The sequence below is a fragment of the Bacillus sp. EU52 genome (assembly GCF_037964975.1).
GTDB classification, from domain to species: Bacteria; Bacillota; Bacilli; order Bacillales; family Bacillaceae; genus Bacillus; species Bacillus subtilis.
This window is the reverse complement of the sequence record NZ_CP150177.1, coordinates 3,276,231-3,295,000: the sequence shown is the minus strand read 5'-3', so window position 1 is coordinate 3,295,000 and position 18,770 is coordinate 3,276,231. Positions and strand designations below refer to the sequence as shown.

General features: G+C 45.2%; 14 protein-coding genes. 12 read left to right on the top strand and 2 right to left on the bottom strand.

Annotation, left to right across the window (positions count from 1 at the left end; translation table 11 throughout):
• Positions 1–64: 64 nt before the first annotated feature.
• On the top strand, positions 65–700 hold the full coding sequence (gene azoRB, locus NSU05_RS16945; protein ID WP_003243587.1) for an FMN-dependent NADH-azoreductase AzoRB: 636 nt from the start codon (positions 65–67) through the stop codon (positions 698–700).
• Positions 701–736: 36 nt separating this feature from the next.
• Here azoRB and iolW read toward each other — a convergent pair whose 3' ends face one another.
• Positions 737–1,813 (bottom strand): scyllo-inositol 2-dehydrogenase, encoded by a 1,077-nt coding sequence (gene iolW / locus NSU05_RS16940; protein ID WP_038429631.1) that lies wholly within the window; start codon positions 1,811–1,813, stop codon positions 737–739.
• Positions 1,814–1,940: 127 nt separating this feature from the next.
• Here iolW and csoR point away from each other — a divergent pair, with 127 nt between their 5' ends.
• From csoR to NSU05_RS16905, 7 genes are all read left to right on the top strand, one after another.
• Entirely contained in the window at positions 1,941–2,246 is a 306-nt protein-coding gene (csoR, locus tag NSU05_RS16935; protein ID WP_003228404.1) for a copper-sensing transcriptional repressor CsoR, read from the top strand.
• Positions 2,247–2,321: 75 nt separating this feature from the next.
• The gene (gene copZ, locus NSU05_RS16930) at positions 2,322–2,531 is read left to right on the top strand and encodes a copper chaperone CopZ (protein ID WP_003228406.1); all 210 of its coding nucleotides are present in this window, start codon (positions 2,322–2,324) and stop codon (positions 2,529–2,531) included.
• 83 nt (positions 2,532–2,614) lie between these two features.
• Positions 2,615–5,023: a copper-exporting P-type ATPase CopA gene (gene copA / locus NSU05_RS16925; protein WP_339204166.1), complete on the top strand. Its 2,409-nt coding sequence runs from the start codon at positions 2,615–2,617 to the stop codon at positions 5,021–5,023.
• 159 nt (positions 5,024–5,182) lie between these two features.
• A complete protein-coding gene (locus NSU05_RS16920; RefSeq protein WP_154231165.1) occupies positions 5,183–7,291 on the top strand; it encodes a heavy metal translocating P-type ATPase in 2,109 nt (702 codons plus the stop codon).
• Between the two features lie 119 nt (positions 7,292–7,410).
• A complete protein-coding gene (gene bdbD, locus NSU05_RS16915; protein WP_003228414.1) occupies positions 7,411–8,079 on the top strand; it encodes a disulfide bond formation protein BdbD in 669 nt (222 codons plus the stop codon).
• Positions 8,080–8,085: 6 nt separating this feature from the next.
• A complete protein-coding gene (locus tag NSU05_RS16910; RefSeq protein ID WP_038429625.1) occupies positions 8,086–8,502 on the top strand; it encodes a disulfide oxidoreductase in 417 nt (138 codons plus the stop codon).
• Between the two features lie 186 nt (positions 8,503–8,688).
• Positions 8,689–9,300, top strand: coding sequence for a trimeric intracellular cation channel family protein (locus tag NSU05_RS16905; protein WP_003228419.1), 612 nt, complete (start codon positions 8,689–8,691; stop codon positions 9,298–9,300).
• A 109-nt stretch (positions 9,301–9,409) separates the two neighbouring features.
• Here the strand turns inward: NSU05_RS16905 and NSU05_RS16900 are convergent, their stop codons facing one another.
• On the bottom strand, positions 9,410–9,844 hold the full coding sequence (locus tag NSU05_RS16900; RefSeq protein ID WP_014477979.1) for a hypothetical protein: 435 nt from the start codon (positions 9,842–9,844) through the stop codon (positions 9,410–9,412).
• Between the two features lie 577 nt (positions 9,845–10,421).
• On the opposite strand from NSU05_RS16900, the gene helD reads away from it, so the two are divergent.
• The 4 genes from helD (at position 10,422) to NSU05_RS16880 (ending at position 18,742) form a co-directional block, all read left to right on the top strand.
• The gene (gene helD, locus NSU05_RS16895; protein ID WP_038429622.1) at positions 10,422–12,746 is read left to right on the top strand and encodes a DNA helicase IV; all 2,325 of its coding nucleotides are present in this window, start codon (positions 10,422–10,424) and stop codon (positions 12,744–12,746) included.
• A 170-nt stretch (positions 12,747–12,916) separates the two neighbouring features.
• Positions 12,917–14,734 carry an assimilatory sulfite reductase (NADPH) flavoprotein subunit gene (locus NSU05_RS16890; RefSeq protein WP_038429620.1) on the top strand — a complete coding sequence of 606 codons (1,818 nt, stop codon included), beginning with the start codon at positions 12,917–12,919 and terminating at the stop codon, positions 14,732–14,734.
• Between the two features lie 25 nt (positions 14,735–14,759).
• Positions 14,760–16,475 carry an assimilatory sulfite reductase (NADPH) hemoprotein subunit gene (cysI, locus tag NSU05_RS16885; protein ID WP_038429618.1) on the top strand — a complete coding sequence of 572 codons (1,716 nt, stop codon included), beginning with the start codon at positions 14,760–14,762 and terminating at the stop codon, positions 16,473–16,475.
• Positions 16,476–16,729: 254 nt separating this feature from the next.
• Positions 16,730–18,742, top strand: coding sequence for a Na+/H+ antiporter (locus NSU05_RS16880; protein ID WP_003243269.1), 2,013 nt, complete (start codon positions 16,730–16,732; stop codon positions 18,740–18,742).
• Positions 18,743–18,770 lie beyond the last annotated feature (28 nt).

Genomic DNA, 18,770 nt, shown 5'->3' with positions numbered 1-18,770 from the left:
ATCATTATGCATCTGTATGATAATAATTGATGTGTGATTTTTAAAAACGAAAGGGCTGGTAAAAATGGCAAAAGTATTATATATCACTGCTCATCCACATGACGAAGCAACTTCGTACAGTATGGCAACAGGTAAAGCATTTATCGAATCTTACAAAGAAGCGAATCCAAATGATGAAGTTGTACATATCGATTTGTACAAAGAAAACATCCCGCATATTGACGCAGATGTATTCAGCGGATGGGGAAAGCTTCAGTCAGGTACAGGCTTTGAAGAGCTTTCTGAAAGCGAAAAAGCGAAAGTAGGCCGTTTGGGAGAGCTTAGCGATCAATTTGCATCAGCTGATAAGTACGTATTTGTTACTCCTTTATGGAACTTCTCATTCCCGCCAGTGATGAAAGCGTATCTCGATTCTGTTGCTGTTGCAGGAAAATCATTCAAATACACAGAACAAGGTCCTGTCGGCTTGTTAACTGATAAAAAAGCAATTCATATCCAAGCGCGCGGCGGCTACTATTCAGAAGGCCCTGCGGCTGAGATGGAAATGGGGCACCGCTACATCGGCATCATGATGAACTTCTTCGGCGTACCATCATTCGATGGCATTTTCGTAGAGGGACATAATGCGGAGCCTGATAAAGCACAGCAAATCAAAGAAGACGCGATTGCGCGTGCGAAAGAAGCAGGAAAAACATTCTAATGAAAAAGCCTCCCCTTATTTGGGGAGGCTTTTGTTTTAGTGCTCCAGCATAATGGTTCGTTTCTCTTTACTGCTTTCCATCGCGGCTTCAATGATGCGGATGACATTAATACCTTCCTCAGCAGTGACTGGCAGCGCAGCACCTTCTCGTATGCTTTCCGCTATTTTACGGTAATAAGTAAGGTAGGAGCCATTTACTGATGGAATCGTTTCTGTTTTTTTGCCGGAGCCACGAATGGTTGTAAGCTGTCCGTAAAACTCCGGATCATCTGCACCCCAGCTGTCATCCTCTGGTTTTCTTCCCGCTCTGAGTGCGTCTTCCTGTCCGTCAATTCCGTATTTGATAAAGCTGGAATCTTTTCCATGGATTTGATAACGAGGTCCGTTTGCCGGAACGATTGATCCTCCGTATAGAATGGCTTGAAGCTTGCCATAATCCAGGGTTAAATGAAAATAGTCAACCGTTTCGGCATTTTCCCGCTGGGCCATCACTTTTGCAGTCACGGCTTTAGGCATCCCAAACAAATGCAGGGTTTGGTCTATGATGTGGGAGCCGAGATCATACAGCGTACCAGTGGCAGTGCCTTCTTTTTCCCGCCACCGCGCTTGAACTTCAGGTCTGTAGCGGTTATAGGAAACTTGATATGTATTGATATCTTCAAGGGATCCCTCAGAGATCAGCTTTTTAATCGTTAAAAAATCGTTATCCCAGCGTCGGTTATGATATACGCTTAATAATACGCCTTTTTCATCGGCAGCCCTTTTTAATGTTTCCCCCTCTTCGGCCGTTGCTGTCATTGGTTTTTCCATCACAACATGTTTTCCGGCCTGTATGCATGCCATAGCATGCTCGTAATGAAGGCCGCTCGGGGTGGTGACAATGACAAGCTCAATGGCAGGGTCATTTGTGATTTCCTCAAGCTCATGTACAACCTCAGCATCTGGAAAATCCCGTTTCACTTCTTCTGTCCGAGATGTCATGATTTTGCTGATTTGATATTCATCCAGAACATCCAGCAGCGGCCCGTGAAAAACAGAACCGGACAATCCGTATCCTAATATCCCAACCTTGATCGTATCCACTTTTCTTCTCCCCTTTAAAAGCGTTATCAACAGAAGTATATACCCTCCTGATCAAATGGTAAAACCTAACTGATTCATTTTTTGCGTCGGCATGCTTAGACAACCGTTTGGACAATCAGTATAATGGGAATTAATATCATTAAACAGAGGTGTGCGCATGGAAAAGCATAACGAACATAAAACATTAAACCATAAAAGCTCGAAAGAAAAAGATCAGATTACAAACCGGCTTAAGCGGATTGAGGGTCAAGTCAGAGGCATTCAAAACATGGTGGAAAACGACAGATATTGTGTAGATATTCTTGTGCAAATTTCAGCTGTTCAGGCGGCAATGAAAAATGTGGCGCTTCATTTGCTTGAGGATCATGCCCATCATTGTGTTGCAGATGCCATCAAAAGCGGAGACGGGGAACAGGCCATTTCTGAGCTTTTGGACGTATTTAAAAAGTTCACAAAATCATAAAGCGTATTTTTATTGTAATACCCTACGGGGGTATGGTAGGATAAAAATACAAAGAATAAACAGGAGGAATTGATTATGGAACAAAAAACATTGCAAGTTGAAGGAATGTCCTGTCAGCACTGCGTCAAAGCAGTAGAAACAAGCGTAGGAGAACTGGACGGCGTCAGTGCCGTTCATGTCAATCTGGAAGCGGGTAAAGTCGATGTTTCGTTTGATGCTGACAAAGTATCAGTCAAAGATATTGCGGATGCGATAGAGGATCAGGGCTATGACGTAGCTGAGTGATTCAAGGTATCGCGCCTTTAGGGAGGCGCGATATTTCTTTCATTTTTATATACCCCCCAGGTGTATATAAAGGAGTGAGTATGTTGAGTGAACAAAAGGAAATCGCGATGCAGGTCTCTGGTATGACCTGTGCGGCATGTGCTGCCAGAATTGAAAAAGGCCTGAAGCGGATGCCCGGTGTCACGGATGCAAATGTTAATCTGGCAACGGAAACATCAAATGTAATCTACGATCCTGCTGAAACAGGGACTGCAGCGATTCAAGAAAAAATAGAAAAGCTGGGCTATCACGTCGTTACAGAAAAAGCTGAATTCGATATTGAAGGCATGACCTGTGCGGCTTGCGCCAATCGGATTGAAAAACGGCTTAACAAAATAGAAGGCGTCGCAAATGCTCCAGTAAACTTCGCTTTAGAAACAGTTACGGTCGAATACAATCCAAAAGAAGCGTCTGTCAGCGATTTGAAAGAAGCGGTAGATAAGCTTGGATATAAGCTAAAGTTGAAGGGTGAACAGGACAGTGAGGCTGCTGCTAAAAAGAAAGAAGAACGGAAGCAAACGGCGAGACTGATTTTTTCAGCTGTCCTGTCGTTTCCATTGCTTTGGGCGATGGTGAGCCATTTTACATTTACATCATTCATTTGGGTACCGGATATATTTCTCAATCCGTGGATGCAGTTTGCGCTGGCGACACCAGTCCAGTTTCTGATCGGCTGGCCGTTTTATGTGGGTGCTTATAAGGCGCTCAGAAATAAAAGCGCCAATATGGATGTATTGGTCGCCCTCGGTACGACGGCTGCTTACGCTTATAGTCTTTATCTTACTTTTCAAAGCCTTGGCTCTCACGGGCATACAGAAGGCCTTTACTATGAAACAAGCGCGATTTTGCTGACGCTGATTTTATTAGGCAAGTTGTTTGAAACAAAAGCAAAAGGCCGTTCCTCGGATGCGATTAAAAAGCTGATGAAGCTTCAAGCGAAAACAGCTACTGTTGTAAGAGACGGACAGGAGCAAATCATCCCGATCGACGAAGTGCTTGTTAATGACATTGTTTACGTCAAACCTGGCGAACGAATTCCTGTCGACGGAGAAGTGGTTGTAGGCCGTTCAGCGGTTGACGAATCGATGATTACAGGAGAAAGTCTTCCTGTTGACAAAAATCCTGGTGACAGCGTGACAGGTTCAACCGTTAACGCAAACGGCTTTCTGAAAATTAAAGCTGTCAACGTCGGAAAGGATACTGCGCTTTCTCATATCATCAAAATTGTTGAGGAAGCACAAGGGTCAAAAGCGCCGATCCAGCGTCTCGCTGACCAGATTTCAGGCATTTTTGTACCCATTGTATTGGGGATTGCCGTTCTCACTTTTCTCATTTGGTATCTTTGGGCGGCTCCTGGCGATTTTGCCGAAGCGATCAGCAAGTTCATTGCGGTTCTTGTCATTGCCTGTCCTTGCGCCCTCGGTCTTGCTACTCCGACGAGCATAATGGCTGGATCTGGACGCGCTGCTGAATTCGGGATTTTATTTAAAGGCGGCGAGCATTTAGAAAAAACACATCGTCTCGATACAATTGTTCTTGATAAAACCGGAACCGTGACAAACGGGAAGCCGCGTCTGACGGATGCCATTCCATTCGGCCGTTTTGAAGAAAAAGATTTGCTTCAATTTGCAGCGGCAGCGGAAACGGGATCAGAGCATCCGCTTGGCGAAGCGATTATTGCTGGCGTGAAAGATAAAGGGGTTGAGATACCGAAACTTACCCGCTTTGAAGCAAAAGTCGGCGCAGGCATTTTGGCTGAAGCCGGAGGAAAAAGCATTCTCGTCGGCACAAGAAAATTAATGGAAAGCGAACAGGTTGAGCATGGGACTCTTCTCGCCAAAATGGAAGAGCTAGAGGCAGAAGGAAAAACCGTTATGCTTGTTTCCATTGATGGAGAAGCAGCTGGGCTAGTAGCAGTTGCAGATACGATTAAGGATACGTCGCGGAAGGCTGTTGCCCGTCTGAAAGAGTTGGGTCTTGATGTCATCATGATGACAGGAGACAATCGCAGAACCGCAGAAGCCATCGCGAAGGAAGCGGGAATTGCGAATATCATTGCGGAAGTCCTTCCTGAACAAAAGGCGGAGGAAATCGCCCGCTTGCAAAAAGAAGGCCGCCAGACAGCAATGGTAGGCGACGGAATTAACGATGCGCCGGCGCTTGCCACAGCTGACATCGGCATGGCGATTGGAACTGGCACGGACATTGCCATGGAAACAGCAGACATTACACTTATTCGCGGCGATCTAAACAGCATTGCCGACGCAATCCGCATGAGCAGATTGACAATGAAAAACATTAAACAAAACTTATTCTGGGCGCTTGGCTATAACAGCCTCGGCATCCCAATCGCAGCACTTGGATTTTTAGCACCGTGGATAGCAGGAGCAGCAATGGCATTCAGCTCCGTTTCCGTTGTTCTGAATGCTCTTCGTCTGCAGAAAGTAAAATGAAAAACCGGCTATATGCCGGTTTTTGTTTTTCATTGACACTTTCTTGGAAAACAACATATAATAGGTGTAACTTATATATGAGTATATGCTCATATATATAAAATAAATACAATACTCATTGATACGCTTTGAAGAGGGAACCCTAAATCGGAAGGTAAGGTGAGACTAGTGAAACAGGAATACGTTCTGGACGGTTTGGATTGCAGCAATTGTGCCCGAAAAATCGAAAATGGAGTCAAAGGCATAAAAGGAATTGACGGATGCGCGGTAAATTTTGCGGCAAGCACCTTAACTGTCTCAGCCGATGGGAAAGAAGAGCAATGGGTCACGAATAAAGTAGAGAAAAAAGTGAAATCAATTGATCCGCATGTAACGGTTCGCCAAAAGCATATAAAGAAATCAGCTGATGATGGCTATCGTAATCGAATGGTCAATATGCTGATCAGAATGGCGGCGGCTGTCATTCTCGGCGCAGCGGCATATTTGGTTCACTCGGGAACCATTGAATTTTTCCTTTTCCTCGGTGCTTATTTGATTATCGGCGGTGACATTATGATCCGCGCAGTCAAAAACATCATCCGCGGTCAGGTGTTTGACGAACATTTCTTAATGGCCCTTGCCACAATCGGCGCTTTTCTGATTCAGCAATACCCTGAGGGGGTCGCCGTTATGCTGTTTTATCAAATCGGTGAGCTTTTTCAAGGAGCCGCGGTAAGCCGTTCCAGAAAATCAATTAGTGCGTTAATGGACATACGGCCTGATTACGCCAATCTCAAAACAAAGAACGGCATCGAACAGGTTTCCCCGGAGGACGTTCAGACAGGAGACATCATTGTGGTTAATCCGGGAGAAAGCATACCCCTGGACGGTAAGGTCGTGCAAGGGTCAGCAATGGTTGATACATCTGCTTTAACAGGTGAGTCCGTTCCGAGAAAAGCTGCGGAAGGACAAGATGTAATGTCAGGCTTTATCAATCAAAACGGCGTTCTGCATATTGAAGTCACAAAGGGCTATCAGGAATCAGCAGTATCAAAAATATTAGACTTGGTTCAGAATGCGAGCAGCCGTAAAGCCCGGACAGAAAACTTTATCACGAAGTTTGCCAAGTATTATACACCTGCTGTTGTGATCATTGCGGTATTGCTGGCTTTTGTCCCGCCGCTTGTTCTTTCTGGCGCCGCGCTTTCCGATTGGGTGTACCGCGCGCTTATCTTTTTAGTGATTTCTTGTCCTTGTGCGCTTGTTGTCTCTATTCCGCTCGGTTTCTTCGGCGGAATCGGAGCGGCCTCAAAGGCCGGAGTGCTTGTAAAGGGAAGCAATTATTTAGAAGCTTTGAATCAAGTCAAATACGCGGTGTTTGATAAAACGGGAACACTAACAAAAGGCAGCTTTGAAGTGACAGAAATCAAACCCGCGGAAGGTTTTACAAAGGATAGATTACTTGAAGCGGCGGCATACGCTGAGCTTCATTCACAGCATCCGATTGCTGAATCTGTGCGTAAAGCTTACGGGAAAATGCTTTCCTCCGATGAGATAGAGTCATACGAAGAAATCCCCGGTCACGGCATTTTTGCAAAGGTAAATGGAACTGAGATCCTTGCCGGGAATAAAAAGCTCATGGAAAGAGAACAAATTGAGGATGTCCCGGATGAAAATGCTGGAACAATCGTACACGTTGCTGTTGATCAACGCTATGCCGGAGCAATCATCATAGCGGATGAGATAAAGGAAGACGCAGCACAGGCGGTTGCTGATCTGAAGTCGCTTGGGATCAAACAGACAGCTATGCTGACGGGTGATTCGAAACAAACGGGAGAAGCCGTCGGAAAACAACTTGGGATTGGTGAGGTATATGCAGAGCTGCTGCCGCAAGATAAAGTCTCGCAGGTCGAAGCATTGGTAGCTAAGCTTTCACCTAATGAAAAACTCATTTTTGTCGGTGACGGTATCAATGATACGCCGGTGCTTGCCCGCGCAGATATAGGGATCGCGATGGGAGGCCTTGGCTCAGACGCCGCAGTAGAAGCCGCAGACATCGTGCTGATGACAGATCAGCCGTCAAAAATAGCGGAAGCGATTCGGATTGCGAAACGGACACGGCGAATCGTGTGGCAAAACATCGGCTTTGCTTTAGGTGTGAAAGCGATCTTTCTCATTCTTGGTGCATTTGGAATTGCGACCATGTGGGAAGCGGTTTTCTCAGATGTCGGCGTTACACTGCTTGCTGTGGCGAACGCCATGCGCGTCATGCGTCTCAAAAACAAATAAATTGTCGGAGAGAATTCATTTTTTCGGGGTTTTCTTATCAGCGCTTGTCTTGTTAAAATAAAGAAGTGGGTCAATTGCGATCCGCTTCTTTTTTAATTTTAAAACGATGAGGTGTCGGAGTGAAAAAGAAACAGCAGTCTTCTGCGAAATTCGCGGTCATCCTTACGGTTGTGGTTGTTGTATTGCTAGCAGCCATTGTCATCATTAATAACAAAACGGAACAAGGCAATGATGCGGTGTCCGGACAGCCGTCTATCAAAGGGCAGCCTGTGCTTGGCAAGGACGATGCACCGGTAACTGTAGTAGAATTCGGAGATTACAAATGTCCGTCTTGCAAGGTGTTTAACAGTGACATCTTTCCAAAAATACAAAAAGACTTTATTGATAAGGGCGATGTGAAATTTTCTTTCGTGAACGTCATGTTCCATGGAAAAGGTTCAAGGTTAGCGGCTCTTGCATCTGAAGAAGTATGGAAGGAAGACCCTGACTCTTTCTGGGATTTCCATGAAAAGCTGTTCGAAAAACAGCCAGATACGGAACAGGAATGGGTAACCCCAGGCCTCCTTGGTGATCTTGCAAAAAGCACCACAAAGATAAAACCTGAGACGCTCAAGGAAAATCTTGATAAGGAAACATTCGCTTCTCAAGTGGAAAAGGATTCTGACCTTAATCAAAAAATGAACATACAGGCAACACCGACGATTTACGTCAATGATAAAGTGATCAAAAATTTTGCGGATTATGATGAAATCAAAGAGACAATAGAAAAAGAGCTGAAAGGGAAGTAAAACGATATGAAAAATAGAATCATATTTTTATATGCTTCCTGGGTTGTGGCTCTTATCGCTATGCTGGGCAGCCTGTATTTCAGTGAAATTAGAAAGTTTATTCCATGTGAACTGTGCTGGTATCAGCGTATCCTCATGTATCCGCTCGTCCTGATTTTAGGCATCGCCACCTTTCAAGGGGACACACGAGTGAAAAAATTTGTGCTCCCGATGGCTATTATAGGGGCATTCATTTCGACCATGCATTATTTAGAGCAAAAAGTGCCCGGTTTTAGCGGCATTAAGCCATGTGTCAGCGGCGTGCCGTGCTCGGGCCAATATATTAACTGGTTTGGTTTTATTACGATTCCATTCCTGGCCCTGATTGCTTTTATCCTGATTATCATTTTTATGTGCCTGCTGAAAGGCGAAAAATCTGAATAACAAAAAAAGCGCCCGCGTATGCCGGGCGCTTTTTTAATTTCGCAAACTCATGTCCATCAGCAATAGCCGTATTCCCTCTAAATTTATCTTTTTTTCTCATAAAAATGTTATTGATTTTACGCTGGAGCGATTATAAAATCTAGAGGTCGTCAGAAAATTTAACAAACATAAAAGGGAGTCATCAGAATGGCTTGGGAGCTGCTTAGTGTGATTGGCATCATTGCGTTTGCAGTCAGCGGCGCAATTGTTGCGATGGAAGAGGAATATGATATTTTAGGAGTTTATATATTAGGGATTGTCACCGCTTTTGGAGGAGGAGCGATCCGCAATTTGCTGATCGGTGTTCCGGTGTCAGCGCTATGGGAGCAGGGAGCGTACTTTCAAATCGCGCTTTTATCTATTACAATTGTGTTTCTGTTTCCGAAGCTGCTGCTGAAGCATTGGAATAAGTGGGGCAATTTATCAGATGCGATCGGCCTCGCTGCCTTTGCTATCCAAGGCGCACTGTATGCTGTCAAAATGGGCCATCCGCTTAGTGCCGTGATCGTGGCTGCGGTGCTGACGGGAAGCGGGGGCGGAATCATCCGCGACCTTCTTGCCGGGCGCAAACCGCTTGTGCTGAAGGCAGAAATTTATGCAGTCTGGGCGGCTCTCGGCGGTTTAATCGTCGGCTTGGGCTGGCTGGGGAACTCGTTCGGCTTATACGTTCTGTTTTTCGTGCTCGTTGTTTGCCGGGTTTGTTCCTATATGTTTAATTGGAAGCTGCCAAACCGTTCTTTTCGCTTAGATAGTCAGTAAAATAAAAGAAACCTCTCCGTCATGGAGAGGTTTCTTTTATGGTAGCCTGCCGGGATCAAATAAAAAGTCCTTTTCGAATGCTGACCGCGCAGAGCAAAGCTATTGAAAATTAATAGGTAGCCCAAAAGGTATAGCTGATGGTTTTTTTAGTTCCTGTGTTAGTGAATTTGAATCTGTATTTTGTTTTGTAGCTTTTAGAAGCTTGTTTGTAACTTAAATTTGTAGAGCCTTTTTTCGTTGCATAAAAAGTTTTAACATTTTTCCAGCCTTTATTTGTCTTTTGTTGCAGAGTTGCTGTAATTTTCCCGCTGCCTGATCCGTTTGCTGTCATGTTGGCCCAAGTTCCTCGTCCTGGATAATAAATCTGAAATGTTGGCGAGTAAGTATAGTTTTTAAATGAGCCCGAATGGTAATGAGTACTCCATATTTGACCTTTTTTAACCCAATCTTTAGCTTCCGCTTTGTTGTTTACTAGGTCAATTGCCGTAAAACTTGTTACGGCTACGACGAATGCCAGCAACATCATAGATAGCTTTTTCTTCACTGAGTATTTCCTCCTAACTAATTCTGGTTCTTTCTTCATGTTCTTATCATAAACCGAGAGAAATAATGTAACATCGTCCTATTCTCCCAAATGAAAAACTTCAATTTGTTGAAATATGTCGAAATTGGATGAAAAATGACTATTTTACTGCGACTATAGATACGATAGCGAGGATGTAGTTGCTTTATGGAAGATGACAATAACAGCCAGTTTAGTCATTCTTCACGTTAGATGAACAGACAAACACGGTAAAGCTCTGCGGTGTTTTTAAAATGAAAAAGAAATATTATATCGAAGATTGAATGGAATAAGGAATCGATACTGATGAAAGAGAAGATTTGCAACCTAAGAAAAGCACCTCCAACAGTGATCAATGTGAAATCATAAGAGAAAAAACCGATTTCGAGTTGAAATCGGTTTTTTCTGCATATAAATAACCCAAACCTTGATTGGTATTGGGTGAATGTGCTAAGATAAATTGTATTTGCTAGTTTCATCATACATTCGATATATGTATCCAATTATATTTTACAGTATTTCATCTATGTTTGTCAACTATTTTCTGGAGGTGCCGTTCATGAATCAGCAGGATAAGGAATGGAAGGAAGAGCAGTCGAGAATAGATGAGGTGCTGCAGGAGCTCGAAAAAAAAGAGCGGTTTCTGGAAACGTCTGCGGGCGGGTTGAAGCATGATATCATCGGATTAAGAAAAAGCTTTTGGGAGGATGTTAAGGTTAATTTTGATGATGCCCATGAAGCGATTGAAACGATGGCAAGCATTAAGCAGCAGGCAGAGCTGCTGTCTGATCGGGAACACAATCATCGGCGCATGGATCAGCAGCTCAAACGAATTCATCAATTAAAAAAATCGCCTTATTTCGGCCGGATTGATTTTATTGAAAACGGCGAGGAGAAGGCAGAGCGAATTTATATCGGTTTAGCTTCCTGTTTGGATGAGAAGGAGGAACACTTTCTGATTTATGACTGGAGGGCGCCGATATCAAGTTTGTACTACAATTATTCCCCAGGAAAAGCGGAGTACGAGGTGCCCGGTGAAACGATAGAAGGGGAAATGGTGCTGAAACGCCAGTTTATGATCAAAAACGGCACTCTCAAGGCGATGTTTAATACCGATATGACGATTGGTGATGAAATGCTGCAAGAGGTATTAAGCCATCACTCCGATACCCAAATGAAAAACATCGTGTCTACGATTCAGAAAGAACAAAATCAGATTATCCGTAATGAAAAAAGCAAGATCCTGATCGTGCAGGGAGCGGCTGGCAGCGGGAAAACATCGGCTGCGCTTCAGCGTGTCGCTTATTTGTTATACAGGCACCGTGGCGTCATTGATGCCGGACAAATCGTTTTGTTTTCTCCCAACTTCTTATTTAACAGCTATGTCTCCTCTGTTTTGCCGGAGTTAGGAGAAGAGAATATGGAGCAGGCGACGTTTCAGGAATATATCGAGCATCGTCTTGGCCGCAGGTTCAAATGTGAAAGCCCCTTTGATCAGCTCGAATATTGCCTGACCGAAACAAAGGGAGGCGATTTTCCAACAAGGCTTGCGGGAATCACATGGAAGGCGGGTTTATCCTTTCAGCAATTCATTAATGAATACGTCACACGGCTTTCCTCTGACGGGATGATTTTTAAAAATATTATATTCCGCGGACAAAAGCTGATCACAAAGGAGCAAATTCAATCCTATTTTTACTCATTGGATCAAAATCACTCCATTCCGAATCGGATGGAGCAAACCGCGAAGTGGCTGCTGAGTGAGCTTAACAAGCTTGAGAAAAAGGAACGGCGAAAGGATTGGGTTGTTCATGAAGCTGAGCTGCTTGACAAAGAGGACTACCTGGACGTGTACAAAAAACTGCAGGAAAGGAAACGGTTCAGCGAGAGTACGTTTAACGATTATCAAAGAGAGCAGCAGCTGCTTGCCGCCATCATTGTGAAAAAAGCTTTCAAACCGCTCAAACAGGCAGTCAGGCTCCTTGCATTTCTTGATGTTACACAACTTTATTTGCAATTGTTTTCTGGCTGGGGAGGAAAATTTCAGCATGAGAAGATGGCCGCGATAGCTGAGCTGACCCGTTCGGCATTTTCGGATAATAAATTGCTCTATGAGGACGCGGCACCGTTTCTTTATATGCAGGATCTGATTGAGGGCAGAAAGAAAAATACGAAGATCAAACATCTATTTATTGACGAAGCCCAGGACTATTCACCGTTTCAGATGGCTTACATGAGAAGTATTTTTCCGGCTGCCAGCATGACAGTGCTCGGTGATATCAATCAGTCCATCTACGCGCATACCATACATGGGGATCAGCGTATGGATGCGTGCTTTGAGGATGAGCCTGCTGAGTATGTTCGTTTAAAGAGAACATACAGATCAACAAGGCAGATTGTCGAATTTACCAAAGCGATGCTTCAAGATGGAGCGGATATTGAGCCGTTTAATAGAAGCGGGGAAATGCCGCTCGTTGTCAAAACTGAAGGACATGAGAGCCTTTGCCAAAAGCTCGCGCAAGAAATTGGCCGGCTCAAGAAAAAAGGGCACGAAACAATAGCCGTCATCTGCAAGACAGCGCAGCAATGCATACAGGCGCACGCCCACATGAGTGAATATACAGATGTTCGCCTGATTCATAAAGAAAATCAACCATTCCAAAAGGGTGTTTGCGTGATTCCGGTGTATTTAGCAAAGGGAATTGAATTTGACGCAGTGCTTGTCTATGATGCATCTGAAGAACACTATCATACAGAGCACGACCGCAGGCTTTTATATACTGCGTGCACCCGTGCGATGCACATGCTGGCGGTATTTTATACAGGTGAAGCCAGTCCGTTTGTAACCGCTGTGCCGCCTCACTTATATCAGATGGCTGAATGAAGAGAAGGGAGTCCTTCTCTTTTTTCTATTTACATGAAGCATAGCCGTTTTATCATTAGGATTCTTAATAGTTATCATCATGTAAATATATTTTACTTAAGCCTAGTATTCCGGTAAAGTTCAATTAGATGCAATTTTCGATCAGTTTATAACTTTGTGAGGTGGATATGTTGCAACTTCAGGTAATGAACAGTCCGTTTAATCAGGAGCAGGCAGAGCTCCTTAACCGCCTTCTGCCGACCTTGACCGAATCCCAGAAAATCTGGCTGAGCGGATACTTATCCGCGCAATCTGTTTCCGCCCAAGAAACTGCGGGTGCGCCGGCGGCAGCTGTGTCTGCGGAAGCGGCGGCACCAGCTGTTTCAAAAGAAGTGACCGTTCTTTATGGTTCACAGACGGGAAACGCACAGGGGCTTGCAGAAAATGCCGGCAAGCAGCTTGAACAGAGCGGTTTTCAAGTGACCGTCTCATCCATGAGCGATTTTAAGCCGAATCAGCTGAAGAAGGTAACCAATCTTTTAATCGTCGTCAGTACGCATGGAGAAGGCGAGCCGCCTGATAACGCGCTGTCGTTTCATGAATTTCTGCACGGAAGACGGGCGCCTAAGCTTGAAGACCTGCGCTTTTCCGTTTTGGCGCTTGGTGACAGTTCGTACGAATTTTTCTGCCAGACAGGGAAAGAATTTGATCAGCGCTTAGAAGAACTCGGCGGAAAACGGATTTCTCCGCGCGTTGATTGCGATCTTGACTATGATGAACCGGCAGCCGAATGGCTTGAGGGTGTATTGAAAGGATTAAATGAAGCTGGGGGCGGAAGCGCCGCGCCTGCGCCGGCGGCTGCGTCACAAACCGGTGAGTCTTCGTATTCCAGAACAAACCCGTTTCGGGCTGAAGTGTTAGAAAATTTAAATTTAAACGGCAGAGGATCAAATAAAGAAACACGCCATGTGGAGCTGTCTCTTGAAGGATCTGGCCTAACTTACGAGCCTGGTGACAGCCTCGGCGTCTATCCGGAAAACGATCCGGAACTTGTCGAGCTGCTCCTTAAGGAAATGAATTGGGACCCGGAAGAAATTGTGACGCTTAATAAGCAAGGTGATGTCCGTCCGCTGAAAGAAGCGCTGATTTCTCACTATGAGATTACCGTTCTCACAAAACCGCTTCTTGAACAGGCAGCCCAGCTGACAGGGAACGATGAGCTTAGAGAGCTTTTAGCCCCGGGAAATGAGGAGAATGTAAAAGCCTATATTGAAGGTCGCGATTTGCTTGATCTCGTCCGTGACTATGGCCCATTTAGTGTATCTTCGCAGGAGTTTGTCTCGATTTTGCGAAAAATGCCTGCCCGCCTTTATTCGATTGCAAGCAGTTTATCCGCAAATCCGGATGAAGTGCATTTAACAATCGGCGCAGTCCGCTACGATGCGCACGGCCGTGAACGAAAAGGCGTCTGCTCGATTTTGTGCGCGGAACGTCTGCAGCCGGGTGACACACTGCCGGTTTATGTACAGCACAATCAAAACTTTAAGCTTCCGAAAGACCCTGAAACACCGATTATCATGGTGGGCCCTGGGACAGGCGTCGCACCTTTCCGTTCCTTTATGCAGGAGCGTGAGGAGACGGGAGCGGAAGGAAAGGCATGGATGTTCTTTGGCGATCAGCACTTTGTCACGGATTTCCTTTACCAGACAGAGTGGCAGAATTGGCTCAAAGACGGTGTGCTGACAAAAATGGATGTGGCGTTCTCACGTGATACGGAAGAAAAAGTATATGTGCAGCACCGCATGCTTGAACATAGCGCAGAATTGTTTGAATGGCTTCAAGAAGGAGCGGCTGTTTACATTTGTGGAGATGAAAAGCACATGGCGCATGACGTCCATAACACATTGCTTGAAATTATCGAAAAAGAAGGCAATATGAGCCGCGAAGAAGCGGAGGCTTATCTTGCCGATATGCAGCAGCAAAAACGCTATCAGCGTGATGTATACTGATTTGACTTGAAAGGAGTTTTTCAACATGGTGACCAAAATTCTAAAAGCACCGGACGGCTCTCCAAGTGATGTTGAACGCATTAAAAAAGAAAGTGATTATTTGCGCGGCACGCTGAAAGAAGTGATGCTCGATCGAATCAGTGCCGGAATTCCGGATGATGACAACCGCCTGATGAAACACCACGGCAGTTATTTGCAGGATGACCGCGACCTCCGAAATGAACGCCAAAAGCAGAAGCTTGAGCCCGCATATCAGTTCATGCTGCGCGTGCGTATGCCAGGGGGCGTCTCGACGCCTGAACAATGGCTTGTCATGGATGAGCTGTCCCAGAAATACGGGAACGGCACATTAAAATTGACGACACGTGAAACGTTCCAAATGCACGGGATTCTGAAATGGAACATGAAGAAAACCATTCAGACGATCCACTCAGCACTTTTGGATACGATCGCAGCCTGCGGAGACGTAAACCGTAACGTCATGTGTGCATCAAACCCTTATCAATCTGAAATCCACTCAGAGGTATACGAGTGGTCTAAAAAATTAAGTGATGATCTGCTGCCGCGGACGAGAGCATATCATGAAATTTGGCTTGATGAGGAAAGAGTTGCCGGCACGCCGGAGGAAGAAGTCGAGCCAATGTACGGACCGCTCTATCTGCCGCGGAAGTTTAAAATCGGTATTGCCGTTCCGCCGTCTAATGATATTGACGTCTTTTCACAAGATCTGGGATTCATTGCGATTGTCGAGGATGGCAAGCTGATCGGTTTTAACGTGGCAATCGGCGGCGGTATGGGAATGACGCATGGCGATACTGCGACATATCCGCAATTAGCCAAGGTGATCGGTTTCTGCCGGCCTGAGCAAATGTATGACGTTGCTGAAAAAACGATTACGATTCAGCGTGATTACGGCAACCGTTCTGTCCGTAAAAATGCGCGGTTCAAATACACAGTTGACCGCCTCGGTTTAGAAAACGTAAAAGAAGAATTGGAAAACCGTCTTGGCTGGAGCCTGGAAGAAGCGAAGCCGTATCATTTCGATCATAACGGCGACCGCTATGGCTGGGTGGAAGGCATCGAGGATAAATGGCATTTCACGCTGTTTGTCGAAGGCGGCCGTATAACGGATTACGATGATTATAAGCTGATGACTGGCTTGCGGGAAATCGCCAAAGTTCATACAGGTGAGTTCCGGCTGACAGCCAATCAGAACTTAATGATTGCGAACGTTTCAAGCGATAAAAAAGAAGAAATCAGTGCTTTAATTGAACAGTACGGACTAACTGACGGCAAGCACTATTCAGCACTTCGCCGCAGCTCGATGGCATGCGTCGCTCTTCCGACCTGCGGATTGGCAATGGCCGAAGCAGAACGTTATTTGCCGACCCTGTTAGATAAGATTGAAGAGATTATTGACGAAAACGGCCTTCGTGATCAGGAAATCACCATTCGCATGACAGGGTGTCCGAACGGCTGCGCACGTCATGCACTCGGTGAGATCGGATTTATCGGAAAGGCGCCGGGCAAATATAATATGTATCTTGGCGCTGCGTTTGACGGAAGCCGTTTAAGCAAAATGTACCGTGAAAACATCGGTGAAGCAGACATTTTAAGCGAGCTGCGCATCCTTCTTTCCCGCTATGCGAAAGAACGCGAGGAAGGCGAGCATTTCGGTGACTTTGTCATCCGCGCGGGCATTATCAAAGCAACAACTGACGGTACGAATTTTCATGATTGAGAAAGAAAGACGAGAGACAGGGAGTAGCTTCCTGTCTCTTTTTTCTGTAATTTGCTCTGCTGCAAAAAAGTTCACTGTGAGCATATCATGAGAAAAAATACCCTAAAAAGGGTACTATAAAAGAAGACAAGTGTGGAGAGAACTCCTGCGAAACCACATAGCGTATGCAAGGCCACCCTAGCTCAAGGGCTTTTAGACAAACAGATTTTTTGGCTCATCATGCCGACACACAACAGACGAAGGAGGTCATGCATTTGGACATATTTTTAGTTGTGCTCGTATTATTAACGATTATTGCGATTTCTAATATCGTGAACCGGTTTATTCCGTTTATTCCGGTGCCGCTGATTCAAGTGGCTCTTGGGATTCTTGCCGCCTCATTTCCACAGGGACTTCATTTTGAATTAAACACCGAATTGTTTTTTGTTCTTTTTATCGCGCCTCTGCTATTTAATGATGGAAAGAGGACACCGCGGGCAGAGCTTTGGAATTTAAGGGCTCCGATTTTATTGCTTGCACTCGGCCTTGTATTTGCGACTGTGATTGTAGGCGGCTACACGATTCACTGGATGATTCCTGCTATTCCGCTGGCAGCGGCCTTTGGACTTGCGGCCATTCTTTCACCGACTGATGTCGTCGCTGTCAGCGCATTATCAGGAAGAGTGAAAATGCCAAAAGGAATTCTTCGCCTGCTGGAAGGTGAGGGGCTGATGAATGACGCATCAGGTCTGGTGGCCTTTAAGTTTGCGATTGCAGCGGCAGTGACTGGTGCATTTTCATTAGCACAAGCGGCTGTCAGCTTTGTCTTTATTTCTCTCGGAGGCTTGCTGTGCGGGGTTGTCATTTCATTTTTGATTATTCGTTTTCGCCTATTTCTGCGCCGCCTTGGCATGCAGGATGTCACGATGCATATGCTGATTCAAATTCTGACGCCGTTTGTGATTTATTTGGCAGCTGAAGAAATCGGCGTTTCCGGCATTTTAGCTGTTGTGGCTGGCGGTATTACCCATGCGGTTGAACAGGATCGTCTGGAATCAACGATGATCAAGCTGCAAATTGTCTCCTCAAGTACGTGGAACATTATTTTATTTATTTTGAACGGCCTGGTCTTCGTTATTCTCGGCACGCAAATCCCTGATGTTATTTCTGTTATCTTTAACGACACTGCCATCAGCAACATGAAGGTGATCGGCTATATCCTAGTCATCACATTTACGTTAATGCTCCTGAGATTCCTGTGGGTGCTGTTCTTCTGGAACGGCAAATGGTTCTTTAATAAAGATCAGAACATCTATAAACCGGGTCTTCGTTCGACGCTGTTAATTTCGATTTCCGGTGTGCGTGGAGCAGTAACGCTTGCAGGTTCTTTTTCCATTCCGTATTTCCTGGAGGACGGCACGCCGTTTCCGGAAAGAAATCTGATTCTCTTTTTAGCAGCCGGCGTCATTTTATGCACGCTTGTCATTGCTACCGTTGTGCTGCCGATTCTGACTGAAAAAGAAGAAGAGGACGAGGAACGAAACAAGAAGCTGCTGACGGCGAGACGTAAATTGATCAAAACAGCCCTTCAAACGATTAAAGAGGACATGAATGAGACAAACAAAACGGCCTCTCTTGCGGTGATAGCTGAATACAATGAGAAAATGAAAAATCTTCGTTTTCAGCAATATACATCGTCTAATCGCATCAAAAAGCACGAGCGAAAAGTCCGTGCGCAAGGGGTTAAGGCAGAGCAAGAGGCGCTGATGAAAATGCTGGAGCGGGGAGACATCCCGGAAGAAACAGCAAATGTGCTGCAAGAACGATTTAACGAGTTGGAAATTTTGTATGCGAACCCGTTTAAAGTCGGATTATCAAAAACAAGGCTCAAGAGGCTGATGTATTGGATTTTCTTCGGTGAACATAAAAAGCCGGAGATGTCGATCTTAAATGAAGCGGGATTGATACGGGCAACAAGAGTGAAAACGGCAAAAGCAGCGATAGAATATCTGGAAAAACATAAGACGGATGAGCATAAAGAAGTGTTTTTATCTGTCATTACATTCTATAAGCAGTTAATTTTCAGGCTGGAGCACAGCCATCATGAGTTAAAATCAAGTGCCCATTTTGAAAATCAGAAGCTGGAAGTGAAGCTGAAGGCTGTGCAGGCGATCAGAAATGAAATTCAAACGCTCTTCGAAGAGAGGGAAATTTCCCGGGACATCTCCCATGAGCTTCGCCAATACATTAATGATGTCGAAGCCGCCATGCTTGAAGGCGGCGAATAAATGCAGAAAAAAAGCTGGCGTTAGAGCG